An 18,889-nucleotide genomic window follows, 5' to 3' on the forward strand; every position below is an offset into this window, starting at 1 on the left:
TATGTTGACAGCCATTATCGCCATCACGCTGCTCGCGTTGATTCTCGGACTTGTGCTCGGCTTCGCTTCGATCCGTTTTAAAGTCGAAGGGGATCCGATTGTTGATCAAATCGATAAAATCCTCCCGCAAACCCAGTGCGGACAATGTAGTTTTGCCGGTTGCCGGCCTTATGCTGAAGCGATTGCAGCCGGTGAAGTCGATATCAACCGCTGCCCGCCTGGTGGTGAAGCCACTATTCAGGCTTTAGCGGATCTGCTTGATGTCGAACCCAAACCACTGGATGAAGAATGCGGGGTGGAAAAACCCAAAATGCTGGCCGTCATTGATGAGGCTCGCTGCATTGGCTGTACTTTGTGTATCCAGGCCTGTCCTGTCGATGCCATTCTCGGTGCCGCCAAACATATGCATACCGTTATTGCTGACGAATGTACTGGCTGTGAATTATGTGTTGAACCTTGTCCTGTAGATTGTATTGATATGGTGGAAACGCAGCCGAATCCACATACCTGGCGCTGGCCGGATCCGTCACATGTTGATTTGCAACGGAGAACCGGATCATGAGTGCGCCGTTAAGTGATTTCCCGGGCGGCCTGAAACTGCCTGGCCATAAAAAACGTTCCACTCAGGGACCAATCCGTAAAACACCGATCAGCAAACAACTGGTTCTGCCTCTGCAACAGCATATTGGTGCGGCGGCAGTACCGATTGTTGAAATTGGCGACAAGGTATTAAAAGGCCAACGTATTGCCCGTGCTGAAGGGCACGTGTCGGTGTGTCTGCATGCGCCAACTTCCGGTGTAATAACCGCTATTGGTGATCATGCTATTCCACACCCTTCCGGTTTATCTGCGCCTTGCATAACCATCGAAACAGATGGTGAAGATCGCTGGATTGAACGTCAGCAAATTGCCGATTTTCGTCAGCATTCTGCCCATGAATTACGGCAGATCATCCGTGATGCCGGCATTGTCGGTCTGGGTGGTGCGGGTTTCCCCAGCTTTATCAAACTTAATCCGGGCGTACATCACTCTGTCGAAACCTTGTTGATTAACGGCGCAGAGTGCGAGCCCTACATCAGCTGTGACGACATGCTGATGCGTGAACGTGCTGAAGGCATTCTGGATGGTGTCGAAATCATGTTGTTTGCCCTGCGGGCTTCACGTTGCATTCTCGCCATTGAAGACAATAAACCTGAAGCTATTGCGGCAATGCGCTATGCCCTTTCCGGTAGAACACATCTGTCCCAGACCGAGATTGTGGTGGTGCCGACCCGTTATCCAACCGGTGGTGAAAAACAGTTAATTCAGGTTGTCACTGGCAAACAGGTGCCTACCAATAAATTACCAATTGATATCGGCATTGTCTGTCACAACCCCGGCACCGCCTATGCTGTGGGTCGTGCCATTTTGCATGGCGAACCGTTAATTTCCCGAGTGGTGACAGTAACGGGTACCGATGTCACCCATGCCGGTAATTTTGAAACCTTGTTTGGCACGCCAATCAAAGACTTATTAGCTTTTTGTGAAACCCGTCGTCAACCTGATGAGCCGTTTATCCAAGGTGGCCCAATGATGGGTTACAGTCTGGCGGGTGATGATTTACCAATCACCAAAACCGCCAACTGTATTCTGGTCGGTGTTGATGATGTGGCTCCACCAGCGCAACCATTACCGTGCATTAGATGTGGTGATTGTGCCGACGTTTGTCCTGCCAGTTTGTTACCACAACAGCTTTACTGGTATTCACGGGCCAAGGATTTTGATCAAACCCGTGATTACAATTTGTTTGACTGCATTGAGTGCGGTTGCTGCGATTACGTTTGCCCGAGCAAAATTCCACTGGTCTCCTATTTCCGTTTTGCTAAAACAGAAATCATGAACCAGGAACGTGAACGTCATAAATCAGATCTTGCCAGAGAACGTCATGAAAGCCGTTTGGCTCGTCTTGAGCGTGAGCAGCAGGAAAAAGAAGAACGTCAGCGCCAGCGTAAAGCTGCATTGGCTGCCTCCAAAGCAGCAAAAGCCAAAGATGACGAAGCAACACCAGCAGAATCTGCAGATTCGGTAACTGAGGAAAAAGCCTGATGCCTATTTTTCGGCTGAGCCCGCCGTTTCTGGCTGGTGCCAATCGCGTCACCCTGCAAATGCTGCAAGTGATTGTTGCTTTGATTCCAGCCGTGATCGCCATGACCATTTATTTTGGTCCAGCGGTGCTGATCAATGTGACGCTTGCCGTTGCAGTGGCATTAATCACTGAAGCTTTGATGCTGAAATTACGTCAGCGGCCGTTAAAGCCTTTCTTAAGTGATGGCAGTGCAGCAGTAACAGCCGTTTTGCTGGCTTTAGCTATTCCCCCGCTCTCACCGTGGTGGATGACCGTGGTGGGTGTGACCTTTGCCATTGTGTTTGCCAAACATTTATACGGTGGCCTGGGTTACAACCCGTTTAATCCTGCCATGGTCGGCTATGTCTTATTGCTGATTTCCTTCCCGCTGGAAATGACCACCTGGTTACCGGTGCAATCCATGGCCGAGCAACCGATGGGTTGGTTAAGCGCGCTGCAATTAATTTTCACCGGCCAGTTTAATGGTTTGGGTATTGATGCCTACTCCGGAGCAACTCCGCTTGATGTAATGAAAACGCAGATTGTGTTGCAGCAACATCCCGAGTTTATCAGCAGTCAGCAAATGTTCGGCATGGCCGGCGGCTTGGGTTGGGAATGGATCAATATCTGGTTTGCCTTGGGCGGTATCTGGTTGATTTATCGCAAAGTCATCAGCTGGCATGTGCCAGTGGCGATGATTCTGGCACTGTTGATTATCAGCAGTATCACCACATTAATCGACCCGACTATTTCCGGTTCACCGCTGTTTCATTTACTAAGCGGCGGCACCATGTTGGGGGCATTTTTTATTGCCACGGATCCGGTATCGGGTTCGACCACATTAAAAGGTCGTATCGTATTCGGTGCCGGAGTCGGCATTTTGACTTACGTAATTCGTATTTGGGGTGGTTATCCGGATGGCGTTGCCTTTGCCGTTATTCTGATGAACATGCTGGTACCACTGATTGATTATTACACGCAGCCACGGGTTTATGGTGGGGTTAAACGATGAAAGCATTGTGGAATCAACCGGCGTTTCGGGTTGGCCTGATGCTGGCCCTGTTTGCTATTGTGGCAACGACATTAGTGGCTTACACCGAAGAAAGTACGCGCGAGCAGATCAAAGAAAATGAACGTCTGGCGTTATTAGATGCCATTAATGTGTTGGTGCCTAAACAGTCATATGACAATGCTATTCTGAATGACACCATTGTGTTAGCACCTACCCCGCAATTGGGTACGACTGAACCAACACTGGTTTATCGGGCGAGAAAAAATGATGAACCGGTGGCTGTGGTATTAAGCAGCGTAGCACCGGATGGTTACAGTGGCAGTATCAGAATACTGATAGCTATTAATGTTGATGGCCGCCTGTCAGGTGTTCGGGTTATCAGTCACAAAGAAACACCGGGGCTGGGCGATAAAATTGATGTGCACCGGGATAACTGGATCCTGCAGTTTGCCGGGTTATCATTAGAATCACCCGACAAATCGCGGTGGAAAGTCAAAAAAGATGGTGGTGATTTTGATCAGTTCACCGGGGCGACAATTACTGCCCGTGCTGTGGTCAATGCCATCAGACGTTCATTAGAATTTTATGAGGCCAATCAGGATAAGTTGTTTGTCCCAGCAGAGGAAAACAGATGACAATCTACACTCAGATTATTAAAGACGGCCTGTGGAAAAATAACCCCGCTCTGGTTCAATTGCTGGGTTTATGTCCATTGCTCGCCGTGACTAATACCATGATTAACGGCTTGGGACTGGGGATTGCCACACTGCTGACGCTGGTTGCTTCTAACGGTATTATTTCCATTTTACGTCACCAGATACCGGACGAAGCACGTCTGCCAGTGTTTGTCTTAATCATTGCCTCCATCGTGACTGCCATCGAATTATCGATGAATGCCTGGTTTCATGAGTTGTATCTGATCCTCGGTATTTTCATTCCGTTAATCGTCACCAACTGTTCCATCATTGCCCGTGCCGAAGCCTTTGCTGCACGTAATCCGGTCACGCCATCATTACTTGATGGATTGATGATGGGTATTGGTTTTATGGCGGTACTGGTGTTATTGGGTGGTATGCGTGAGTTACTGGGTCAGGGTACTTTGCTCAGTCAGGCACACTTGATGTTTGGTGAAGGCGCTCGTGGGCTGGAAATCACTGTGATTGAAGACTATCGCGGCTTCCTGATTGCCATTTTACCGCCCGGCGCCTTTATCGGTCTGGGTCTGATTGTGGCATTGAAGAATGTCATTGATGCCCGTGTCAGTCGTCGTGCTGTCAAAGTAGAAACTGAAGTGCTGACGCCTCAAACTACGACTGGCTAAGATGAATCAAACGCAGCGGCAACAATTTTTCAGCAGACTGCGCGATCAAAATCCAGCGCCAACTACTGAGTTAAATTACAACTCGCCGTTTGAATTGCTGATTTCTGTAATTCTGTCTGCCCAGGCCACCGATATCGGTGTCAATAAGGCCACCGACAAGCTTTATCCGGTGGCCAATACACCGCAGGCGATTCTTGATCTGGGTGTAGATGGACTGAAAAGCTATATCAAAACTATTGGCCTGTTTAACAGCAAAGCCGAAAACGTTATCAAGACCTGCCAGCAGTTAATTGAAAAACATGGCGGTGAGGTTCCGGAAGATCGTGAAGCACTGGAAACCTTGCCCGGTGTCGGTCGCAAAACCGCCAATGTGATTCTCAATACGATATTCAAACAGCCAGTGATGGCTGTGGATACACATATTTTCCGTTTATCAAACCGCACCGGTCTGGCCAAAGGCAAAAATGTCCGTGAAGTCGAAGATCGCTTGATGAAAGTGATTCCGGATGAATTCAAACTGGATGCCCACCACTGGCTGATCCTGCATGGACGTTATGTCTGTACCGCCCGCAAACCGCATTGTGATCAATGCATTGTCACCGATTTGTGTGACGAATTCCGTCGTAATCAACGCCAGCAGAAATCTGCCTGATGGCTGTTTTCAGTCAGGATCGTGATGCACTGCGCCAGCAATATCATGATGTCTGGCAAAAAATGCAATCCGGACACATGCTCAGTGCATTGGAACAGATGATTGCCGATGTCATTGCTTTGCATCCCGAATATCACCCACTGCTCTCCTCGCCGATCCAAACAGGTCAGGAATATTTTGTGGAGAATGGGCAGACCAATCCTTATTTGCATATGGGTTTGCATATCGCAGTTCATGAACAACTGTCCATCGATCGTCCGCTTGGAATCGTAGGTGCCTATAAACAGTTACTAAGCAAAACAGCTGATCGGCACACCGCAGAACATTTGATGGTGGATTGTCTGGCTGAGCAATTGTGGCTGGCTCAGCAACATCGGCAACCACCATCCGAAACGGCTTATCTCAAAGCAGTTCAAGGTTTATCGGAGAAATAATCATGCAGGCATTACAGTTCCAGAATGCTCAGGCCACGGCGCAGATAATCAGCCAACCCACACCTAAAGCAAGCGGTTATGACGTGCTGGTTGCGGTTGAGGCTGTAGCAGTGAATCCGGTGGATTTAAAAGTCAAATCAACTATTCAAGCCGATTCGACGGGTAAAATTATCGGCTGGGATGCCGCTGGTACCATCGTAGAAGTTGGCGAACAATGTGATGATTTTCGGGTTGGAGATAAAGTCTTCTACGCCGGTGATGTTGGCCGTGATGGCTGTTTTGCCACGCATCAATTGGTGGATTCACGGATTATTGCCAAAGCCCCGCACTCTCTGGAAATGCATCAGGCAGCCGCATTACCGTTAACCAGTCTGACTGCATGGGAAAGTCTGTTTGATCGTCTGAAAATTGATGCTAAAAAAGATCAGGATAAAACATTACTTATTATCGGTGGCGCTGGCGGTGTCGGCTCCATGGCCATTCAATTGGCAAAGCAGTTAACCACCCTCAAAGTCATTGCCACCGCATCACGTCCGGAAAGCAAACAATGGTGTGAAACATTAGGTGCTGACGCGGTTGTCAGTCATCAAGGTTCTTTAACCAGCAACTATCAACAAGCCAATCTGCCAGCCCCGGACTATATTTTGTGTCTTAATGACAGCGACTATTACTATCCACAAATGGTTGAATTAATTGCCCCGCAGGGTCTGATTGCTCTGGTAGTCAATTTTCAGCAGCACGTCGATTTGAATCTACTGAAAAACAAAAGCGCCGGACTGATTTGGGAATTTATGTTTACCCGCCCTCGTATGCAAACCAATGATATTCAACAACAGGGAAAGATTCTCAAACGCATTGCTGAGATGGTTGAATTAAACCAATTACAGCCTATTGCACAACAGCATTTTGACAAATTAACCTCACAAACTCTTGAACTGGCTCATGATTTAATCCGCCAAGGACAAACAATCGGTAAAATCACGCTCGGCCCATTATCTGATACATAGCGCGGCTGAGCATATGCCCGTATAATTAGTGCCACTATTATGAAGACTGAGGTAAACATGCAATCAACTAATTCACCTAAGTATTTGATCGGCAGTTTAATTGTTGTAGCCATACTGTTTGGAGTCGCCAATCTGATTTTATCAAATATGCTGGCTATTGCTGATGGTGTAGTCGAACCTGAACCCATGGACGCTGAAGCCATTGCCGAAAGATTAAAACCAGTTGCCAGAGAAAATATTGGTGAAGAACAGATTGCCGAAGCACCCGCTGCTGATGAAACAGAAGATGCTGCACAAGCCGGTGATAACAGCGTCGGTAAACAAGTTGTTACTCAGGTCTGTGCTGTATGCCACGCATCTGGCATGATGAATTCGCCAAAAATTGGTAATGCTGCTGACTGGGCTCCGCGTATTGAACAAGGCATGGAAACTGTCTATAACCACGCGATTAATGGTTTCAATATGATGCCGGCCCGTGGCGGTAATCCGAAACTAAGCGATGAAGAAGTTAAAGCCGCTGTGGATTACATGATTTCATCAGCTGACTAAAAAATAATTGCATGAACACGCTAAGCCGGTATATTCCGGCTTAGCTTTTGAGATAAATACCCAAACAATACTTTTAGAGTTATTAAGCCAAATGCTGAAACGATTATCGTCTAGCATCGACAGGGATCACACCAGCCGCCATGAGCTTACTCAGTTTTAATCTCCCCCTTGCCGCCTTATTGCCATTTTTTGCAGCACCTTTTGCTGCATGGGCCACCCGCTACAATAGATTAGCCTCAGCCTGGGTAGCTGGTTTAACCACTTTGCTGACCTTGGCACTGCTGTTCCCTTCCATGACATTTATCTTTGCCGGCGAAACCATTATTCAACAATGGTCCTGGTTGCCATCGATCGGTTTTAATATCGCCTTCCGACTGGATGGTCTGGCACTGTTATTTGCCCTGCTGATTTTGCTGATTGGACTACTGGTCATTATCTATGCCCGGTATTACTTGTCGGCAAAAGATTCCATGGGCCGTTTTTACGCCTATATGCTGATGTTTATGGGCTCAATGCTGGGCATTGTGTTATCGGAAAACCTGCTTCAACTAGTAGTGTTCTGGGAACTCACCTCCATTACCTCATTCCTGCTGATCAGTTACTGGCAACACCGCCAGGATGCACGCCAAGGTGCACGCATGGCACTTGCTGTTACAGGTGGGGGCGGATTAGCTTTGCTGGGTGGCGTGTTACTGCTCGGTCATATTGTCGGCAGTTATCAGTTAACCGATGTATTGGCATCGGGTGATTTGATCAAAGGCCACGACTTATATCTGCCAACCTTAGTATTAATTTTGCTTGGTGTGTTTACCAAGTCTGCACAGTTTCCATTTCATTTCTGGTTACCGCACGCGATGGCGGCCCCAACGCCAGTTTCGGCTTATCTGCATTCAGCCACCATGGTTAAAGCCGGTATCTTTTTATTAGCCCGCTTTTTCCCGGCTTTATCCGGTACTCCGGAATGGGTCTGGCTAGTCAGTTCCGCCGGGATGATTACCTTATTGCTAGGTGCTTACGTCGCTTTATTCAAGCATGATTTAAAAGGTCTATTGGCTTACTCAACGTTGAGTCATCTGGGTCTTATCACGCTGCTGTTTGGTTTTAGCAGTGAGCTGGCGTTGGTTGCCGCCATTTTCCATATCATCAATCACGCCACCTTTAAAGGTTCGCTGTTTATGGTTGCCGGTATTATCGACCATGAATCCGGTACCCGTGATATGCGTAAGCTTAACGGTCTGTTCAAAATGATGCCGCATACCGCAGTTCTCGCCATGATTGCGGCGGCCGCGATGGCTGGGGTGCCATTGTTAAATGGTTTCCTGAGTAAGGAAATGTTCTTTGAACAAGCTATCAGTGCCTCGGGAACACCACTGGCCATTTGGACGATTCCGGCATTGGTTACACTCGCTGCCATTTTCTCCGTCGCTTATTCACTGCGTTTTATTCATGATGTGTTTTTCAATGGCGAGCCAATTGATCTGCCGAAAACACCGCATGAACCACCCCGCTTTATGAAGATTCCAGTCGATATTCTGGTGGTGCTCTGTCTGTTGGTTGGTATTGCCCCGATGTATTTAATCAGCCCTATTCTGACGGTTGCTGTTGCATCGAGTCTGCAAACGGCCGCACCAGAATTCAGTCTGGCCATCTGGCATGGTTTTAACGTGCCTTTATTGATGAGTTTCATTGCCTTGGTATTAGGTGTGGCGGTGTACACAGTCCGTCATCGTTTATTCGCCTGGAATGAAAAAGGTCTGCACAGCATTGATGGAAAAGCCGTTTTTGACTGGTTGTTAAGAAAAATTACCCGCTTATCGAAAAAAGTCACCGATGCCTTTGATCAAACTACCTTGCAACCCGCTGTCACCTGGGTAATTGGCGGGGCCTTGGTGTTAAGTATCACGACTTTCTTCCAGTTCAACTCACCATTACTCGGCAACCGAGTGATGATGGAAGCCGATGTCATTACTTTCCTGATGTCTGCCATTCTTATCGTTGCCAGTGTGCTGACGGTAATACTTCACCATAAACGACTGGTCGCCTTGATCACCATCGGTGTAGTCGGCCTGATTGTCGCTTTGGGTTTTGTGAAGTTTTCAGCACCGGACTTGGCTTTGACGCAGTTATCGGTTGAGGTAGTCACCATCGTGTTGTTATTGCTGGCCCTGTTCTTTTTGCCACAACACACACCGCAGGAACGCAGCTATATTCGCTTTACTCGGGATGGCGTTATTTCGGTCTCCGCCGCAGTTTCGGTGTTCTTTTTGACCATGGCTGTATTGAGTCGTGACTATTCGCCTATATCCAACTTCTTTATTGATAATGCCAAACCCGGTGGTGGCGGTACCAATGTGGTCAACGTGATTCTGGTTGATTTCCGTGGCTTTGATACCTTAGGTGAAATCGCCGTATTGGCATTAGCAGGTTTATGCGTATTTGCCATGCTGGAAGGCTTGAAACTGGTAGCACCATCCAAAGACGTCGATGGTCTGGCGTGGAGTCATGATCCACATCCACCAATTATGCAGACCTTGACCCGCTTATTATTCCCGTTAATGCTGATGGTAGCGGTATTTATCTTCCTGCGTGGTCATAACCTGCCAGGTGGCGGTTTTATTGCCGGTCTGATTGCTTCGGTTGCCCTGATTTCACAATACCTTGCTAACGGCATTGACTGGACTAACGAGCGTTTGAGAATCGATATGCATCGGGTGATCTGGATTGGTTTATTAATTGCCACATTAACCGGTGTGGTATCGATGCTGATTGGTTACCCGTTCCTGACAACCGCCTTTACTTATCTGACTTGGCCGGTTGTCGGCAAATTTGAAGTGGCCAGTGCAATAGCCTTTGATTTAGGGGTGTTCCTGGTTGTGGTGGGTGCCACGGTAATGATTCTGGTAGAGCTTGGCAAACTCAGCCATGCCTCGCATCACATCAAATATGAGGAAGTGAACTAATGGAGTGGCTAATTGCCAGTGTCATTGCCGTTATGACCGGTTGTGGCGTGTATTTAACGCTGAGAGCCAGAACCTTCCCGGTGGTATTGGGATTAACCATGCTCGCCTATGCGGTAAATGTGTTTTTGTTTGCCATGGGTCGTTTACAAGTCGGCTTACCTGCCGTTATCGATCCTGCCGCTGCCGGGTACACTGATCCTCTGCCACAAGCCTTAGTGTTAACCGCCATCGTTATTGCTTTTGGTATGACCGCATTCCTTATCGTATTGGCATTAAAAGCGCGCAGCGAACTGGGTAATGATCATGTTGATGGGCTGCATCGCTCCGCCGATGAACGCAAAGCCCGTAAACATAAATCGGCAAAATCTGATTCTGAACGGAGTGCATCATGAGTCCGTTCACCATTCTGCCAATATTGTTGCCATTAATCGGCGGCATTTTGATGCTGATAGCTCGTCCAGCTGGCATTCAGACACAACGTATCTTAAACCTGATATTAGTCAGCTTACTGGTGGGCATCAGTCTTGTCAGTTTCAACCTGGCAAGCAGCGATATTCAGCAAGTGGTCTTGCTCGGTAACTGGCAGGCACCATTTGGTATTGTGATTGTGCTGGATCGCTTATCGGCGATGATGTTGTTGCTGACATCCCTGCTCGCCCTGGCAGCCTTATGGTATGCAATACGCACTGACACCGATAAACAGGGACAACATTTCCATGTGTTGTTCCAGATGCAGCTGTTTGGCCTCAACGGCGCATTTATGACCGGTGACGTGTTCAATCTGTTTGTGTTCTTTGAAGTGCTGCTACTCGCTTCTTACGGTTTATTGCTCCACGGTGGTGGTCGTTTGCGTACTCGCGCAGGTCTGCATTATGTGGTGATTAATCTGGTAGGTTCGACGCTGTTCCTGTTTGCCGTCGGCACGCTTTACGGCATTCTCGGTACGCTGAACATTGCGGATATGGCCGTTGCAGTACAAACCGTATCTCCGGAAGATCAAGGCATTGTCGCTACCGCGGCGGTGTTACTGCTGGTGGTATTTGGCATTAAAGCCGCGATGTTTCCTCTGTATCTGTGGTTACCCGGCGCGTATGCCTACACCTCGGCACCTGTTGCAGCACTATTTGCCATCATGACTAAGGTTGGGCTGTATTCGATTATTCGCGTACACGGCACCATCTTTGGTGAACAGGCCGGTGATCTGGCATTTGTGCATGTGCAATGGGTGTTACTGCTTGGCTTAATAACTTTGGCCTTGGCTGCGTTAGGTGTACTGGCCGCACGTGCATTACGCCGTCAGGTAGCGTATTTGATATTGGCTTCGGTCGCGACCTTGATGATTGCCATCGGTATTAACACCGAATTAGCATTAACGGCAACTTTCTACTATTTGATACATTCCACCCTGCTCGGTGCAGCAATGTTTTTAATCGCTGATGTGATTTTCAGAGGTCGAGGCACCTATGCGGATTCATTGACCAAGGCTATTCCAATTGATCGTCCGATAATTGTGGGTTCCGTTTTCATGGTGCTGGCGATTGCCTTAACCGGTATGCCGCCATTATCAGGCTTTTTCGGCAAGGTAATGATTCTCAACTCAGCCCTTACGCATCCTTGGTTTGCGGCCATATTATCGGTGATTCTGGTAGCCGGCTTGTTGATGATTGTGGCAGTTTGTCGTTCCGGTTCATTGATGTTTTACAGTGTCAAAAAAGATAAATCGGAACAGGCATCACCGTTAAATAAATCTGCATTTGTGGCAGTGATCATGCTGATGCTGGTCAGTCCGTTAATGGTAGTTTTTGCCAAACCCTTGAATGATATGAGCGCTCAAATTGCTGCACAGTTATACGATCATCAGGCTTATATTGATGCCGTATTAACGACGCTTCCTCATGGAGAAAACGGCAAATGATGTTTCGGCGAATATTTCCCCATCCGTTACTGACCCTGATTTTATGGGCTATCTGGTTATTACTGAATAACAGTATCGATCCGGGACATATCGTGCTGGGTGGTGCTTTAGCGGTATTTATTCCATGGCTGACATCCAGTTACTGGCCGGAGCAAATTATCATTCGTCGGCCATGGATGCTGGTTTTGTACATTCTGAAAGTCTTGTATGAAATTCTGGTTGCCAACGCGGTGGTGGCCAAGTTGATCCTCGGCCCACAGAAAAATCTCAATCCCGGCTTTTTACATTATGAATTACAGTTAACCAGCCCGGTCGGTGTCAGTCTGTTAGCCAATACCATCTCATTAACACCGGGTACTGTCAGCTGTGATCTCAGCGAAGACCGTCGCTATTTACTGATCCACGCCCTGCACATTGATGATGTGGCAGAAATCAAAGCTGAAATCTTCCACAAATTCGAAAAGCCATTGCTGGAGATCTTTGTCATATGCTGAATCTGGCCTTATCAATTGCTTTTGTGATGGTCGCCATTGCGATCCTGCTGAGTTTTATCCGGCTGATTATCGGCCCTAGCGTACCGGACAGGATCCTGGCGCTGGACACCTTATATATCAACACCATTGCCCTGCTGATTTTGCTGGGAATCTACCTGAAAAGTGCGCTGTATTTCGAAGCGGCACTGTTAATCGCCGTAATGGGCTTTATGGGTACGCTGGCGCTAAGCAAATATCTGCTGCGCGGCGACATAATGGAATAGAGGCAATTATGCTCGAGTGGACATTAGCAATTTTGATTTTACTGGGAGCGTTTTTCACGCTGGTCGGTTCGATTGGTTTATATAAACTTTCCGATTTCTATATGCGATTACACGGCCCAACCAAAGCCAGTACCCTAGGTGTCGGTGCCATTCTGGTCGCTTCAGCCATTCATTTCAGTCTAAAAACTGATGGTGTCAGCTTGCATGAAATTCTGGTCACGCTGTTTTTGTTTATCACCGCGCCGGTAAGTGCTCATCTGATGGCCAAAGCTGCCATTCATATCAAAGTTAAACAGGTTGAACGCACCCGCCAGCTTGATAAAAAATCTTGATAGAAAAAAACGTGACCGAAGCTCGACAACCCCAAATATGGGTCGATGCCGATGCCTGTCCAGTAGTGATAAAAGAAATTCTGTATCGCGCTGCCACTCGCACCGAGACTCATACCACCTTTATTGCCAACCACAGTTTACGATTACCACCCTCGCCCTTTCTTAAATTCCAGCAAGTGCAATCCGGGTTTGATGTGGCCGACAATGAAATTGTCGAACGGCTGCAAAAAGGCGATTTAGTGATTACCGCCGATATTCCCCTCGCCGCTGAAGCCATCGAAAAAGGTGCGTTAGCATTAAATCCCAGAGGCGAACTCTATACCACCGACACCATCAGTGCCCGCCTCACCATGCGTAATTTTATGGAAACGATGCGCAGTAGTGGTGAACATATGGGTGGCCCCGCCACCTTTAATCAACGCGACAGACAAGCGTTTGGTAATCAATTGGATAAGTGGTTGCAGAAGGCTAAACGTTAAAGATTACGCCTCAGTGAGTTTCCACCAGCTTTCTATGCTGAATTTATAACGGCTTAATAGCCACCTTGCGAAACTTGATCGCACCTGCTGCGTGTTGCAGCGTGATCGGCCCTTCGGTGAATAGACCGTTATTAAGCTGTGAAACCTTCTCGCCATTAAGCACTACAGTAATGTCCCGCCCTTTAGCCGTAATTTCAAAAGTGTTCCATTGACCAGCAGCTTTGGGCATCGGATTTACTTCAGCGAAAAGCACAATCCCACCGGTGCCATAAGACTGGTCCGGACGCTGGTCAAAAATATTCACCTCATAGCAAGACCGTAACGTGATTTCCGAAGGATCCTGGCAGCGAAGAAAAACCCCGCTATTGGCATCGTCACTCGACCAAAACTCAACATATAGCTGGAAATCCTTATAGTTGTTCTGAGTAACCAGATGTGCAGCATCCTCCCCCATGAGTTTGTCAGCAACAATCGCCCCGTCCTCCACCCGCCAATTGCTCTCACCAACACGATTCCACTCACTGCCGATAGTCTTACCGTCGAATAAAGAAACCCAGCCAGATTCAGTTTTCCCCGTCGCCCAGACACCGGCGGTTGCAATGGAAAGTCCTGCGGCAATAACAGCTGCGAGTTTTGATACACGTTGCATTTATTTTTCCTTTAGGGGGACGATAACTCTGTCGTTGGTTTGATGGCTGCTTTTCTACTTTGCTTTGCTAAGTCTAGTTGTCGGTGGATTAAAGATACTACTTGATGATTAAGTATTTATTAGCCGAACAACTCATTTTTACACTGGCTCAAAATGTCGTACTGCAGCTCTTGAAAAATCTAGCCAAGACTGTGGGTTTGTTGTTCCGTATCACGACCGGAAATGCAACCTACACTGATCTGATTTCAACATTCTGGGCAGTCTGACCTAACGCTGCATTGACGCGCTTGTTGCGTTCATTGTTTTATTAGCGCCAATGAAAATGACTGACGCCGGTTTATTGGTTTCGGGGTGCATAGGCTCACGCATCTCGAGTAATTGCAATCCGTTAGCTGAAAATAGGGTCACCCAGCTTTCAAGTGTCCTGAAAAACCACGGTGCTGGATCAATAAAGTCTGAGCCAAAACCAGCCCAAGAGCCCTCCCGCCAACCGTCGACATAAGGCAGATCGCCCGCGACAACAACAGGGTGAAGTGTTTGCACGATAAACACCCCGCCCAGTTTCAGATACGCCGGTACAGCACTAAACAGCGCCTCTACCGATTCCTTTCCAAGAAGCGAAAAATTGCAGACGACAACATCGAAAACGTCTCTAATCACACCGGCCGCGACAGCTTCGTAAGATGCAATCAGAAAATCCCCTCCGCCAGCAGTTTTGGCCTGCTTAATGAGTTCAGGCACTACATCGACCCCGACCAAATGCGGTACTTGGGGCGCTAATTCACGGATGAGCCATCCCTCGCCACAGCCAATATCGAGCACAGATTCAGGAGAATGACTCAACACAGCTTCGACGATTGCTTTGTCTGTTATCAGCTTTCGGCTTTCGATTTGCCCACCACGCACGGCCGCAGTCCACGGCCCCGCATTCTTCGTCCACGAATCTACAATTTTTTCGTCACTATAGGGTTTCATAGAGCAGTGGCGGACGTCAGGTTGAGAATCTCATTGCAAAGTTCATCGACCGGCCTATCGGAGTTCAAACGCATAATCGGGCAAGTCAATCCCGACATCCAGCCCTCATGGAGATCAAAACTGCGAATTGGAGCCTTCGCATAATCGTAGCTCGCTGCCCAGCTCATAAATTCGAGATGGTGATCGTGCATGTCGCCCCCAGGTAGAATCCGATCACCATATCGTTTTTGCTCTCTCTCAGATATTCGAGCCATCCGAACCGACGGATCAAGATAAAGGAATACAACGAGCGTAAAGTGATGCAGTAGTGGATCTCCCCACTTACAGACCGAGCCAGACAAAACCCAATGTTCTTTACGCTGAATGTCGTGCTCGATCATCTTTATGCGTTCTGATGGATCACGCCTGTGTGTAAATGGTGGTTCACTTGTATGCCAATAGTACGAGTCTGTATCGAGATGGTAACCACCAATCTCTCTCGCGAGGTGAGCGGCCAGTGTTGAGGTCCCTGAACCTGATGCTCCAAAGATGTGAATGCGATGGTTCATGACTAGATGCCTAACGCCGAGCTCACCGTATCTGTGTGCAGCGAATTGTTAAGTTTGATTTCCATAGGCTGATAAGCCAAACCTGCCAACTCACCTGCCTCACCCTTGCACTCAAAGCCGTACTTCTCATATGCGGGAATTGAGGACAGGGACGCTCTTACAGTTACAGTATCAACCTTCGCATAATCCAGAACTGATGAAATCAACTTCCTACCAATCCCCTCCTTCTGATGTTCAGGACTAACAAAAAGCATTGCAATGTGTCGGCCTTCCTTGAGCTCGATTACGCCTTCAATGTTTCCATCGTTGTCGGCGACAAGCATCACATTGTCGCCATTCATTCTGTCAAGAAAGGCATTGCTCTCAGCAATTTTCGAAAAGGTTGCAATCCCTTCTTCAGACAATGTGTCAGCAACAGACTGCAAAAACGAAGCCATGCAAGTGGCAGTTACAGCAGCCAGATCCTTCTCTTCCATTTTTCTGACAATCACCGAACTCCCCCGAGTACTTAACGCCGTGCTTGGTCTTGTTAGTTTGATTACTGGTCAAACCTAAAAATTGCTTTAAAGCCACATTGCACGCGCTTTTGAGTGACTTTGTGTATGCTGGTATAGAATTCATCAAAGTGCTTTTTATGGCGAATGACAGAATCCATGTTTTCCATATTGTTTTCAATAAAGTGAAACAGCTGATTATTAAGCACGGAGCTTTCTACGCTAATATTATCCAACGACTTGTTCACGGCCTCATAGTCTTCAGAAAACACATCTGTGAGTTTTACATTCCAAAATTCCAGTTCGCGGTGTGACTTATATAAACTTCGTCTAGCTTGATACAAATGACTCCAAACGTTATTTAAATGCTCAATACGCTTTGCTGATATGTCTTTGCTCTCCACTAGTAATCCGGGAACTGGACATATGTGGTTGTACTGGAACAGCAACTCATGCAAGTGCTCTTCGATTTCATCTATTGAAGCAACGTACTTTTTAGCAGCCAAGTAGGCATCTTCTTTACGCTTACTACTTAGCCATTGAAAATAAGTAAAAAAGCCGAAGGCAAAACCAAAAAAAGTTACAAGAAGCGTACCGATATCAGTCCACTTCACGCCTGAGAATATGTTTTTATGCTCAGTAGCGCCAATACAGTATCCGATCACTAATAAACATAGCGCTACAAACAACCCAATTCCATATTTCATCATTTTTTAAACTCGAAGTGTTGCAGCTTAGCTCAAACTAACGCCGCATTCAGCGGCTTGTCCGCTGCAGTGCTTGGTTAGAAGCGCTCATAGCATCCAACTCGCTTGGATCACGTAAATACATTTTGACTAACTGACGCTTATTGAGGCCTTTGTTGCTAAGCCCTATGTCCTCACGAATTGCTTTGTATAGCTCATCAACAGCAAAAAGCGTGTTACCGCCAGATTCAGATACTTTCTGAAAATTCAGCTGGGCGTTAATGACTTTCGGAGAGCCCCATAAAACGACATTCGTTTTAAATTCCACCATGAAGTCAACAAGCTCCTGTTGTGAGGGCGGCTCAAGCGAGACATTTTCGTTCTGCTCAGACATCATTCTTGCCACCATATCCAAGAAGCCTTTATAAAGCTCTACCTTTCTGCTCCGGTGAGCCTCTTCAATTTCCCTTTTCTTAATCTGTGCTTGAGTATAGAGCGCTCCTCCGACACCCACTAGAACAGTGGCCATTGCTCCGACAACTGCTGCAGACACGGAAGGATTTGCGCTTTCTAGGAACTTCAGCAATCTACCCAGTATTATCCAGACAAAATAGCCCGTCCCAACAATTATCCCTATACCGAATATGAATCCAATGGCTTGAGCCAATTTGGGATATTTGTTCATTTACTTACCTTCTAACGCCGCTCAGCACGTGCGTCTTTGTAGTGGAGGCGAAGCCGCAATGAAAAAGGCGTCGCGGTGACTGGCCTGGTTAAGTTTCAGATCCATCAACCATGGTATCGGATCACACCTTTTTGATCATGAGTTCGAGAAAGTCATCCTGCTGCTGTCCATCGATAAAGCTCCATCGGGCAAGGATGCCCCACAAGAAATTGCCCACGTACTTCACGGGATCATCGGTGTACACACTAGAATTCTTTAGCCTGTTGATATTTTCATTTAGAAGCTTGAATGATTGATGGACTCTCGCGTCCTGAATAGCAACATTATTGAGCACATAATTGACTTCAGAAGCCAGCAACTCCATTTCGAAAAGCAGGTCCTGTAGGAAGTCATTGCGATTGTTGAGACCATTAAGGACGTCGTACCAGCGTTGCTTGTCATTAGCATCAAAATACGTCCTGAATTCAACGTGGTCACACAGTTTTTTGGGCAGCTGCGTATCATGCCCCCCCACAGAGCTCCAAAGTAACACTTGAATTACAGATTCTTTAAACTGCTGATACTGTTGGCTCAAGTTATCCCGTAGTAATTTTCGGCGCTTAGCCTCTGGATATTGAACAACCAAAGCCCAGAAAAAGAAGCTTCCCAAGTAAGCGACGCACAAGTTGAACAAAATTGAATTCCCGATGTGCAGTGACTGCAATATCGGTTCTACCCAAGTTCCTTTTAGTGGGGTAATCACGGGCTCAGAAGCTCCTGAGAAGAGACCGAATGTCGCAATAATGGCGAGAAAGATCAGAAAATACTTCATGGTTGCCAGTTTCCCACGACCTGTAATGCTCCCTTAGAAACCTAACAGCATGTTAGCGAGGCCCTCGGCCACATAAGAATTATTAGCGGGCGGCCTTTTAATTTATGGCCGCTCGTAAACAGGTTTTCTAACAAATTGAATTTATGTGTTTTTTTAGCTGCTGCTTTTGGCCAGTTAGTAATAAAAGGCCAATTGAGCTGATTCAAGTGATTAGTCGGGCCGGAATGGCGTTTAGAAAACGCTGTATTTGAATGGAGAAGTTGGGCCACTAAGTTGGTTTTGTGAGATGACACCGCTTTTGAGAAAAGCGGTATGTGGTGAGAGCAAATTGTCTGCTGCATGGCTTAGCGTCCGTGGGCCTGTTAATGGACTTTACTTCAGCTTATGTGGCAACAGCAAGTAATCTGCAGATTTAATTTTGCTTGTCATACTAGATAAGAATAGTAAGTTAACCCGTTTCAATATGAATGATACAAAAACGCCGACATGAAGTCGGCGTTTTTTTGGATCATCAGTTGT

The 18,889-nt window shown here is 47.2% G+C and carries 23 protein-coding genes; 16 read left to right on the forward strand and 7 right to left on the reverse strand.

Annotated elements, in window-relative coordinates:
* Position 1 precedes the first annotated feature (1 nt).
* From rsxB to Q7V21_RS11380, 16 genes are all read left to right on the forward strand, one after another.
* Positions 2–562 carry an electron transport complex subunit RsxB gene (gene rsxB, locus Q7V21_RS11305; protein WP_304917393.1) on the forward strand — a complete coding sequence of 187 codons (561 nt, stop codon included), beginning with the start codon at positions 2–4 and terminating at the stop codon, positions 560–562.
* Positions 559–2,085, forward strand: coding sequence for an electron transport complex subunit RsxC (rsxC, locus tag Q7V21_RS11310; RefSeq protein ID WP_304917394.1), 1,527 nt, complete (start codon positions 559–561; stop codon positions 2,083–2,085). The genes rsxB and rsxC overlap by 4 nt, the downstream gene beginning before the upstream one ends.
* Positions 2,085–3,116, forward strand: a complete 1,032-nt coding sequence (gene rsxD, locus Q7V21_RS11315; RefSeq protein WP_304917395.1) for an electron transport complex subunit RsxD — start codon at positions 2,085–2,087, stop codon at positions 3,114–3,116. Before rsxC ends, rsxD begins: the two co-directional genes overlap by 1 nt.
* Positions 3,113–3,751, forward strand: a complete 639-nt coding sequence (rsxG, locus tag Q7V21_RS11320) for an electron transport complex subunit RsxG (protein ID WP_304917396.1) — start codon at positions 3,113–3,115, stop codon at positions 3,749–3,751. The genes rsxD and rsxG overlap by 4 nt, the downstream gene beginning before the upstream one ends.
* On the forward strand, positions 3,748–4,437 hold the full coding sequence (locus tag Q7V21_RS11325) for an electron transport complex subunit E (protein WP_304917397.1): 690 nt from the start codon (positions 3,748–3,750) through the stop codon (positions 4,435–4,437). The genes rsxG and Q7V21_RS11325 overlap by 4 nt, the downstream gene beginning before the upstream one ends.
* Position 4,438: 1 nt before the next feature.
* Positions 4,439–5,089 carry an endonuclease III gene (gene nth, locus Q7V21_RS11330; protein WP_304917398.1) on the forward strand — a complete coding sequence of 217 codons (651 nt, stop codon included), beginning with the start codon at positions 4,439–4,441 and terminating at the stop codon, positions 5,087–5,089.
* Positions 5,089–5,523, forward strand: a complete 435-nt coding sequence (locus Q7V21_RS11335) for a DUF1841 family protein (protein ID WP_304917399.1) — start codon at positions 5,089–5,091, stop codon at positions 5,521–5,523. Before nth ends, Q7V21_RS11335 begins: the two co-directional genes overlap by 1 nt.
* Before the next feature lie 2 nt (positions 5,524–5,525).
* Positions 5,526–6,530, forward strand: a complete 1,005-nt coding sequence (locus Q7V21_RS11340; protein WP_304917400.1) for a zinc-binding alcohol dehydrogenase family protein — start codon at positions 5,526–5,528, stop codon at positions 6,528–6,530.
* Positions 6,531–6,587: 57 nt separating this feature from the next.
* Positions 6,588–7,079, forward strand: a complete 492-nt coding sequence (locus Q7V21_RS11345) for a cytochrome c5 family protein (RefSeq protein ID WP_304917401.1) — start codon at positions 6,588–6,590, stop codon at positions 7,077–7,079.
* 140 nt (positions 7,080–7,219) lie between these two features.
* Entirely contained in the window at positions 7,220–10,039 is a 2,820-nt protein-coding gene (locus tag Q7V21_RS11350) for a monovalent cation/H+ antiporter subunit A (RefSeq protein ID WP_304917402.1), read from the forward strand.
* Positions 10,039–10,431, forward strand: coding sequence for a Na+/H+ antiporter subunit C (locus Q7V21_RS11355; RefSeq protein ID WP_304917403.1), 393 nt, complete (start codon positions 10,039–10,041; stop codon positions 10,429–10,431). Before Q7V21_RS11350 ends, Q7V21_RS11355 begins: the two co-directional genes overlap by 1 nt.
* Positions 10,428–11,954: a monovalent cation/H+ antiporter subunit D gene (locus Q7V21_RS11360; RefSeq protein ID WP_304917404.1), complete on the forward strand. Its 1,527-nt coding sequence runs from the start codon at positions 10,428–10,430 to the stop codon at positions 11,952–11,954. Before Q7V21_RS11355 ends, Q7V21_RS11360 begins: the two co-directional genes overlap by 4 nt.
* Positions 11,951–12,448 (forward strand): Na+/H+ antiporter subunit E, encoded by a 498-nt coding sequence (locus Q7V21_RS11365; protein WP_304917405.1) that lies wholly within the window; start codon positions 11,951–11,953, stop codon positions 12,446–12,448. Before Q7V21_RS11360 ends, Q7V21_RS11365 begins: the two co-directional genes overlap by 4 nt.
* Complete coding sequence (locus Q7V21_RS11370) at positions 12,442–12,711, forward strand: K+/H+ antiporter subunit F (protein ID WP_304917406.1); 270 nt, start codon at positions 12,442–12,444, stop codon at positions 12,709–12,711. The genes Q7V21_RS11365 and Q7V21_RS11370 overlap by 7 nt, the downstream gene beginning before the upstream one ends.
* Before the next feature lie 8 nt (positions 12,712–12,719).
* On the forward strand, positions 12,720–13,043 hold the full coding sequence (locus Q7V21_RS11375) for a Na+/H+ antiporter subunit G (protein ID WP_304917407.1): 324 nt from the start codon (positions 12,720–12,722) through the stop codon (positions 13,041–13,043).
* A gap of 11 nt (positions 13,044–13,054) precedes the next feature.
* Entirely contained in the window at positions 13,055–13,522 is a 468-nt protein-coding gene (locus tag Q7V21_RS11380; RefSeq protein WP_304917408.1) for a YaiI/YqxD family protein, read from the forward strand.
* A 43-nt stretch (positions 13,523–13,565) separates the two neighbouring features.
* Here Q7V21_RS11380 and Q7V21_RS11385 read toward each other — a convergent pair whose 3' ends face one another.
* The 7 genes from Q7V21_RS11385 to Q7V21_RS11415 all read right to left on the reverse strand — a co-directional run bounded on the left by Q7V21_RS11385 (position 13,566) and on the right by Q7V21_RS11415 (position 18,370).
* A complete protein-coding gene (locus Q7V21_RS11385; RefSeq protein ID WP_304917409.1) occupies positions 13,566–14,171 on the reverse strand; it encodes a DUF1080 domain-containing protein in 606 nt (201 codons plus the stop codon).
* A 267-nt stretch (positions 14,172–14,438) separates the two neighbouring features.
* On the reverse strand, positions 14,439–15,146 hold the full coding sequence (locus Q7V21_RS11390) for a class I SAM-dependent methyltransferase (protein ID WP_304917410.1): 708 nt from the start codon (positions 15,144–15,146) through the stop codon (positions 14,439–14,441).
* Positions 15,143–15,694 carry an AAA family ATPase gene (locus tag Q7V21_RS11395; protein WP_304917411.1) on the reverse strand — a complete coding sequence of 184 codons (552 nt, stop codon included), beginning with the start codon at positions 15,692–15,694 and terminating at the stop codon, positions 15,143–15,145. The genes Q7V21_RS11390 and Q7V21_RS11395 overlap by 4 nt, the downstream gene beginning before the upstream one ends.
* A gap of 2 nt (positions 15,695–15,696) precedes the next feature.
* Positions 15,697–16,185 (reverse strand): GNAT family N-acetyltransferase, encoded by a 489-nt coding sequence (locus Q7V21_RS11400; protein ID WP_304917412.1) that lies wholly within the window; start codon positions 16,183–16,185, stop codon positions 15,697–15,699.
* Positions 16,186–16,232: 47 nt separating this feature from the next.
* The gene (locus Q7V21_RS11405; RefSeq protein ID WP_304917413.1) at positions 16,233–16,898 is read right to left on the reverse strand and encodes a hypothetical protein; all 666 of its coding nucleotides are present in this window, start codon (positions 16,896–16,898) and stop codon (positions 16,233–16,235) included.
* Between the two features lie 46 nt (positions 16,899–16,944).
* Positions 16,945–17,559: a hypothetical protein gene (locus Q7V21_RS11410; RefSeq protein ID WP_304917414.1), complete on the reverse strand. Its 615-nt coding sequence runs from the start codon at positions 17,557–17,559 to the stop codon at positions 16,945–16,947.
* A 121-nt stretch (positions 17,560–17,680) separates the two neighbouring features.
* Positions 17,681–18,370 carry a hypothetical protein gene (locus tag Q7V21_RS11415; protein ID WP_304917415.1) on the reverse strand — a complete coding sequence of 230 codons (690 nt, stop codon included), beginning with the start codon at positions 18,368–18,370 and terminating at the stop codon, positions 17,681–17,683.
* Positions 18,371–18,889: the final 519 nt, after the last annotated feature.

It is taken from the genome of Methylophaga sp., from assembly GCF_030651745.1.

Coding starts and splice junctions, on each gene's coding strand:
- rsxB (WP_304917393.1), top strand. CDS start 2: ATGTTGACAGCCATTATCGCCATCACGCTGCTCGCGTTGATTCTCGGA.
- rsxC (WP_304917394.1), top strand. CDS start 559: ATGAGTGCGCCGTTAAGTGATTTCCCGGGCGGCCTGAAACTGCCTGGC.
- rsxD (WP_304917395.1), top strand. CDS start 2,085: ATGCCTATTTTTCGGCTGAGCCCGCCGTTTCTGGCTGGTGCCAATCGC.
- rsxG (WP_304917396.1), top strand. CDS start 3,113: ATGAAAGCATTGTGGAATCAACCGGCGTTTCGGGTTGGCCTGATGCTG.
- Q7V21_RS11325 (WP_304917397.1), top strand. CDS start 3,748: ATGACAATCTACACTCAGATTATTAAAGACGGCCTGTGGAAAAATAAC.
- nth (WP_304917398.1), top strand. CDS start 4,439: ATGAATCAAACGCAGCGGCAACAATTTTTCAGCAGACTGCGCGATCAA.
- Q7V21_RS11335 (WP_304917399.1), top strand. CDS start 5,089: ATGGCTGTTTTCAGTCAGGATCGTGATGCACTGCGCCAGCAATATCAT.
- Q7V21_RS11340 (WP_304917400.1), top strand. CDS start 5,526: ATGCAGGCATTACAGTTCCAGAATGCTCAGGCCACGGCGCAGATAATC.
- Q7V21_RS11345 (WP_304917401.1), top strand. CDS start 6,588: ATGCAATCAACTAATTCACCTAAGTATTTGATCGGCAGTTTAATTGTT.
- Q7V21_RS11350 (WP_304917402.1), top strand. CDS start 7,220: ATGAGCTTACTCAGTTTTAATCTCCCCCTTGCCGCCTTATTGCCATTT.
- Q7V21_RS11355 (WP_304917403.1), top strand. CDS start 10,039: ATGGAGTGGCTAATTGCCAGTGTCATTGCCGTTATGACCGGTTGTGGC.
- Q7V21_RS11360 (WP_304917404.1), top strand. CDS start 10,428: ATGAGTCCGTTCACCATTCTGCCAATATTGTTGCCATTAATCGGCGGC.
- Q7V21_RS11365 (WP_304917405.1), top strand. CDS start 11,951: ATGATGTTTCGGCGAATATTTCCCCATCCGTTACTGACCCTGATTTTA.
- Q7V21_RS11370 (WP_304917406.1), top strand. CDS start 12,442: ATGCTGAATCTGGCCTTATCAATTGCTTTTGTGATGGTCGCCATTGCG.
- Q7V21_RS11375 (WP_304917407.1), top strand. CDS start 12,720: ATGCTCGAGTGGACATTAGCAATTTTGATTTTACTGGGAGCGTTTTTC.
- Q7V21_RS11385 (WP_304917409.1), bottom strand. CDS start 14,171: ATGCAACGTGTATCAAAACTCGCAGCTGTTATTGCCGCAGGACTTTCC.
- Q7V21_RS11390 (WP_304917410.1), bottom strand. CDS start 15,146: ATGAAACCCTATAGTGACGAAAAAATTGTAGATTCGTGGACGAAGAAT.
- Q7V21_RS11395 (WP_304917411.1), bottom strand. CDS start 15,694: ATGAACCATCGCATTCACATCTTTGGAGCATCAGGTTCAGGGACCTCA.
- Q7V21_RS11405 (WP_304917413.1), bottom strand. CDS start 16,898: ATGATGAAATATGGAATTGGGTTGTTTGTAGCGCTATGTTTATTAGTG.
- Q7V21_RS11410 (WP_304917414.1), bottom strand. CDS start 17,559: ATGAACAAATATCCCAAATTGGCTCAAGCCATTGGATTCATATTCGGT.
- Q7V21_RS11415 (WP_304917415.1), bottom strand. CDS start 18,370: ATGAAGTATTTTCTGATCTTTCTCGCCATTATTGCGACATTCGGTCTC.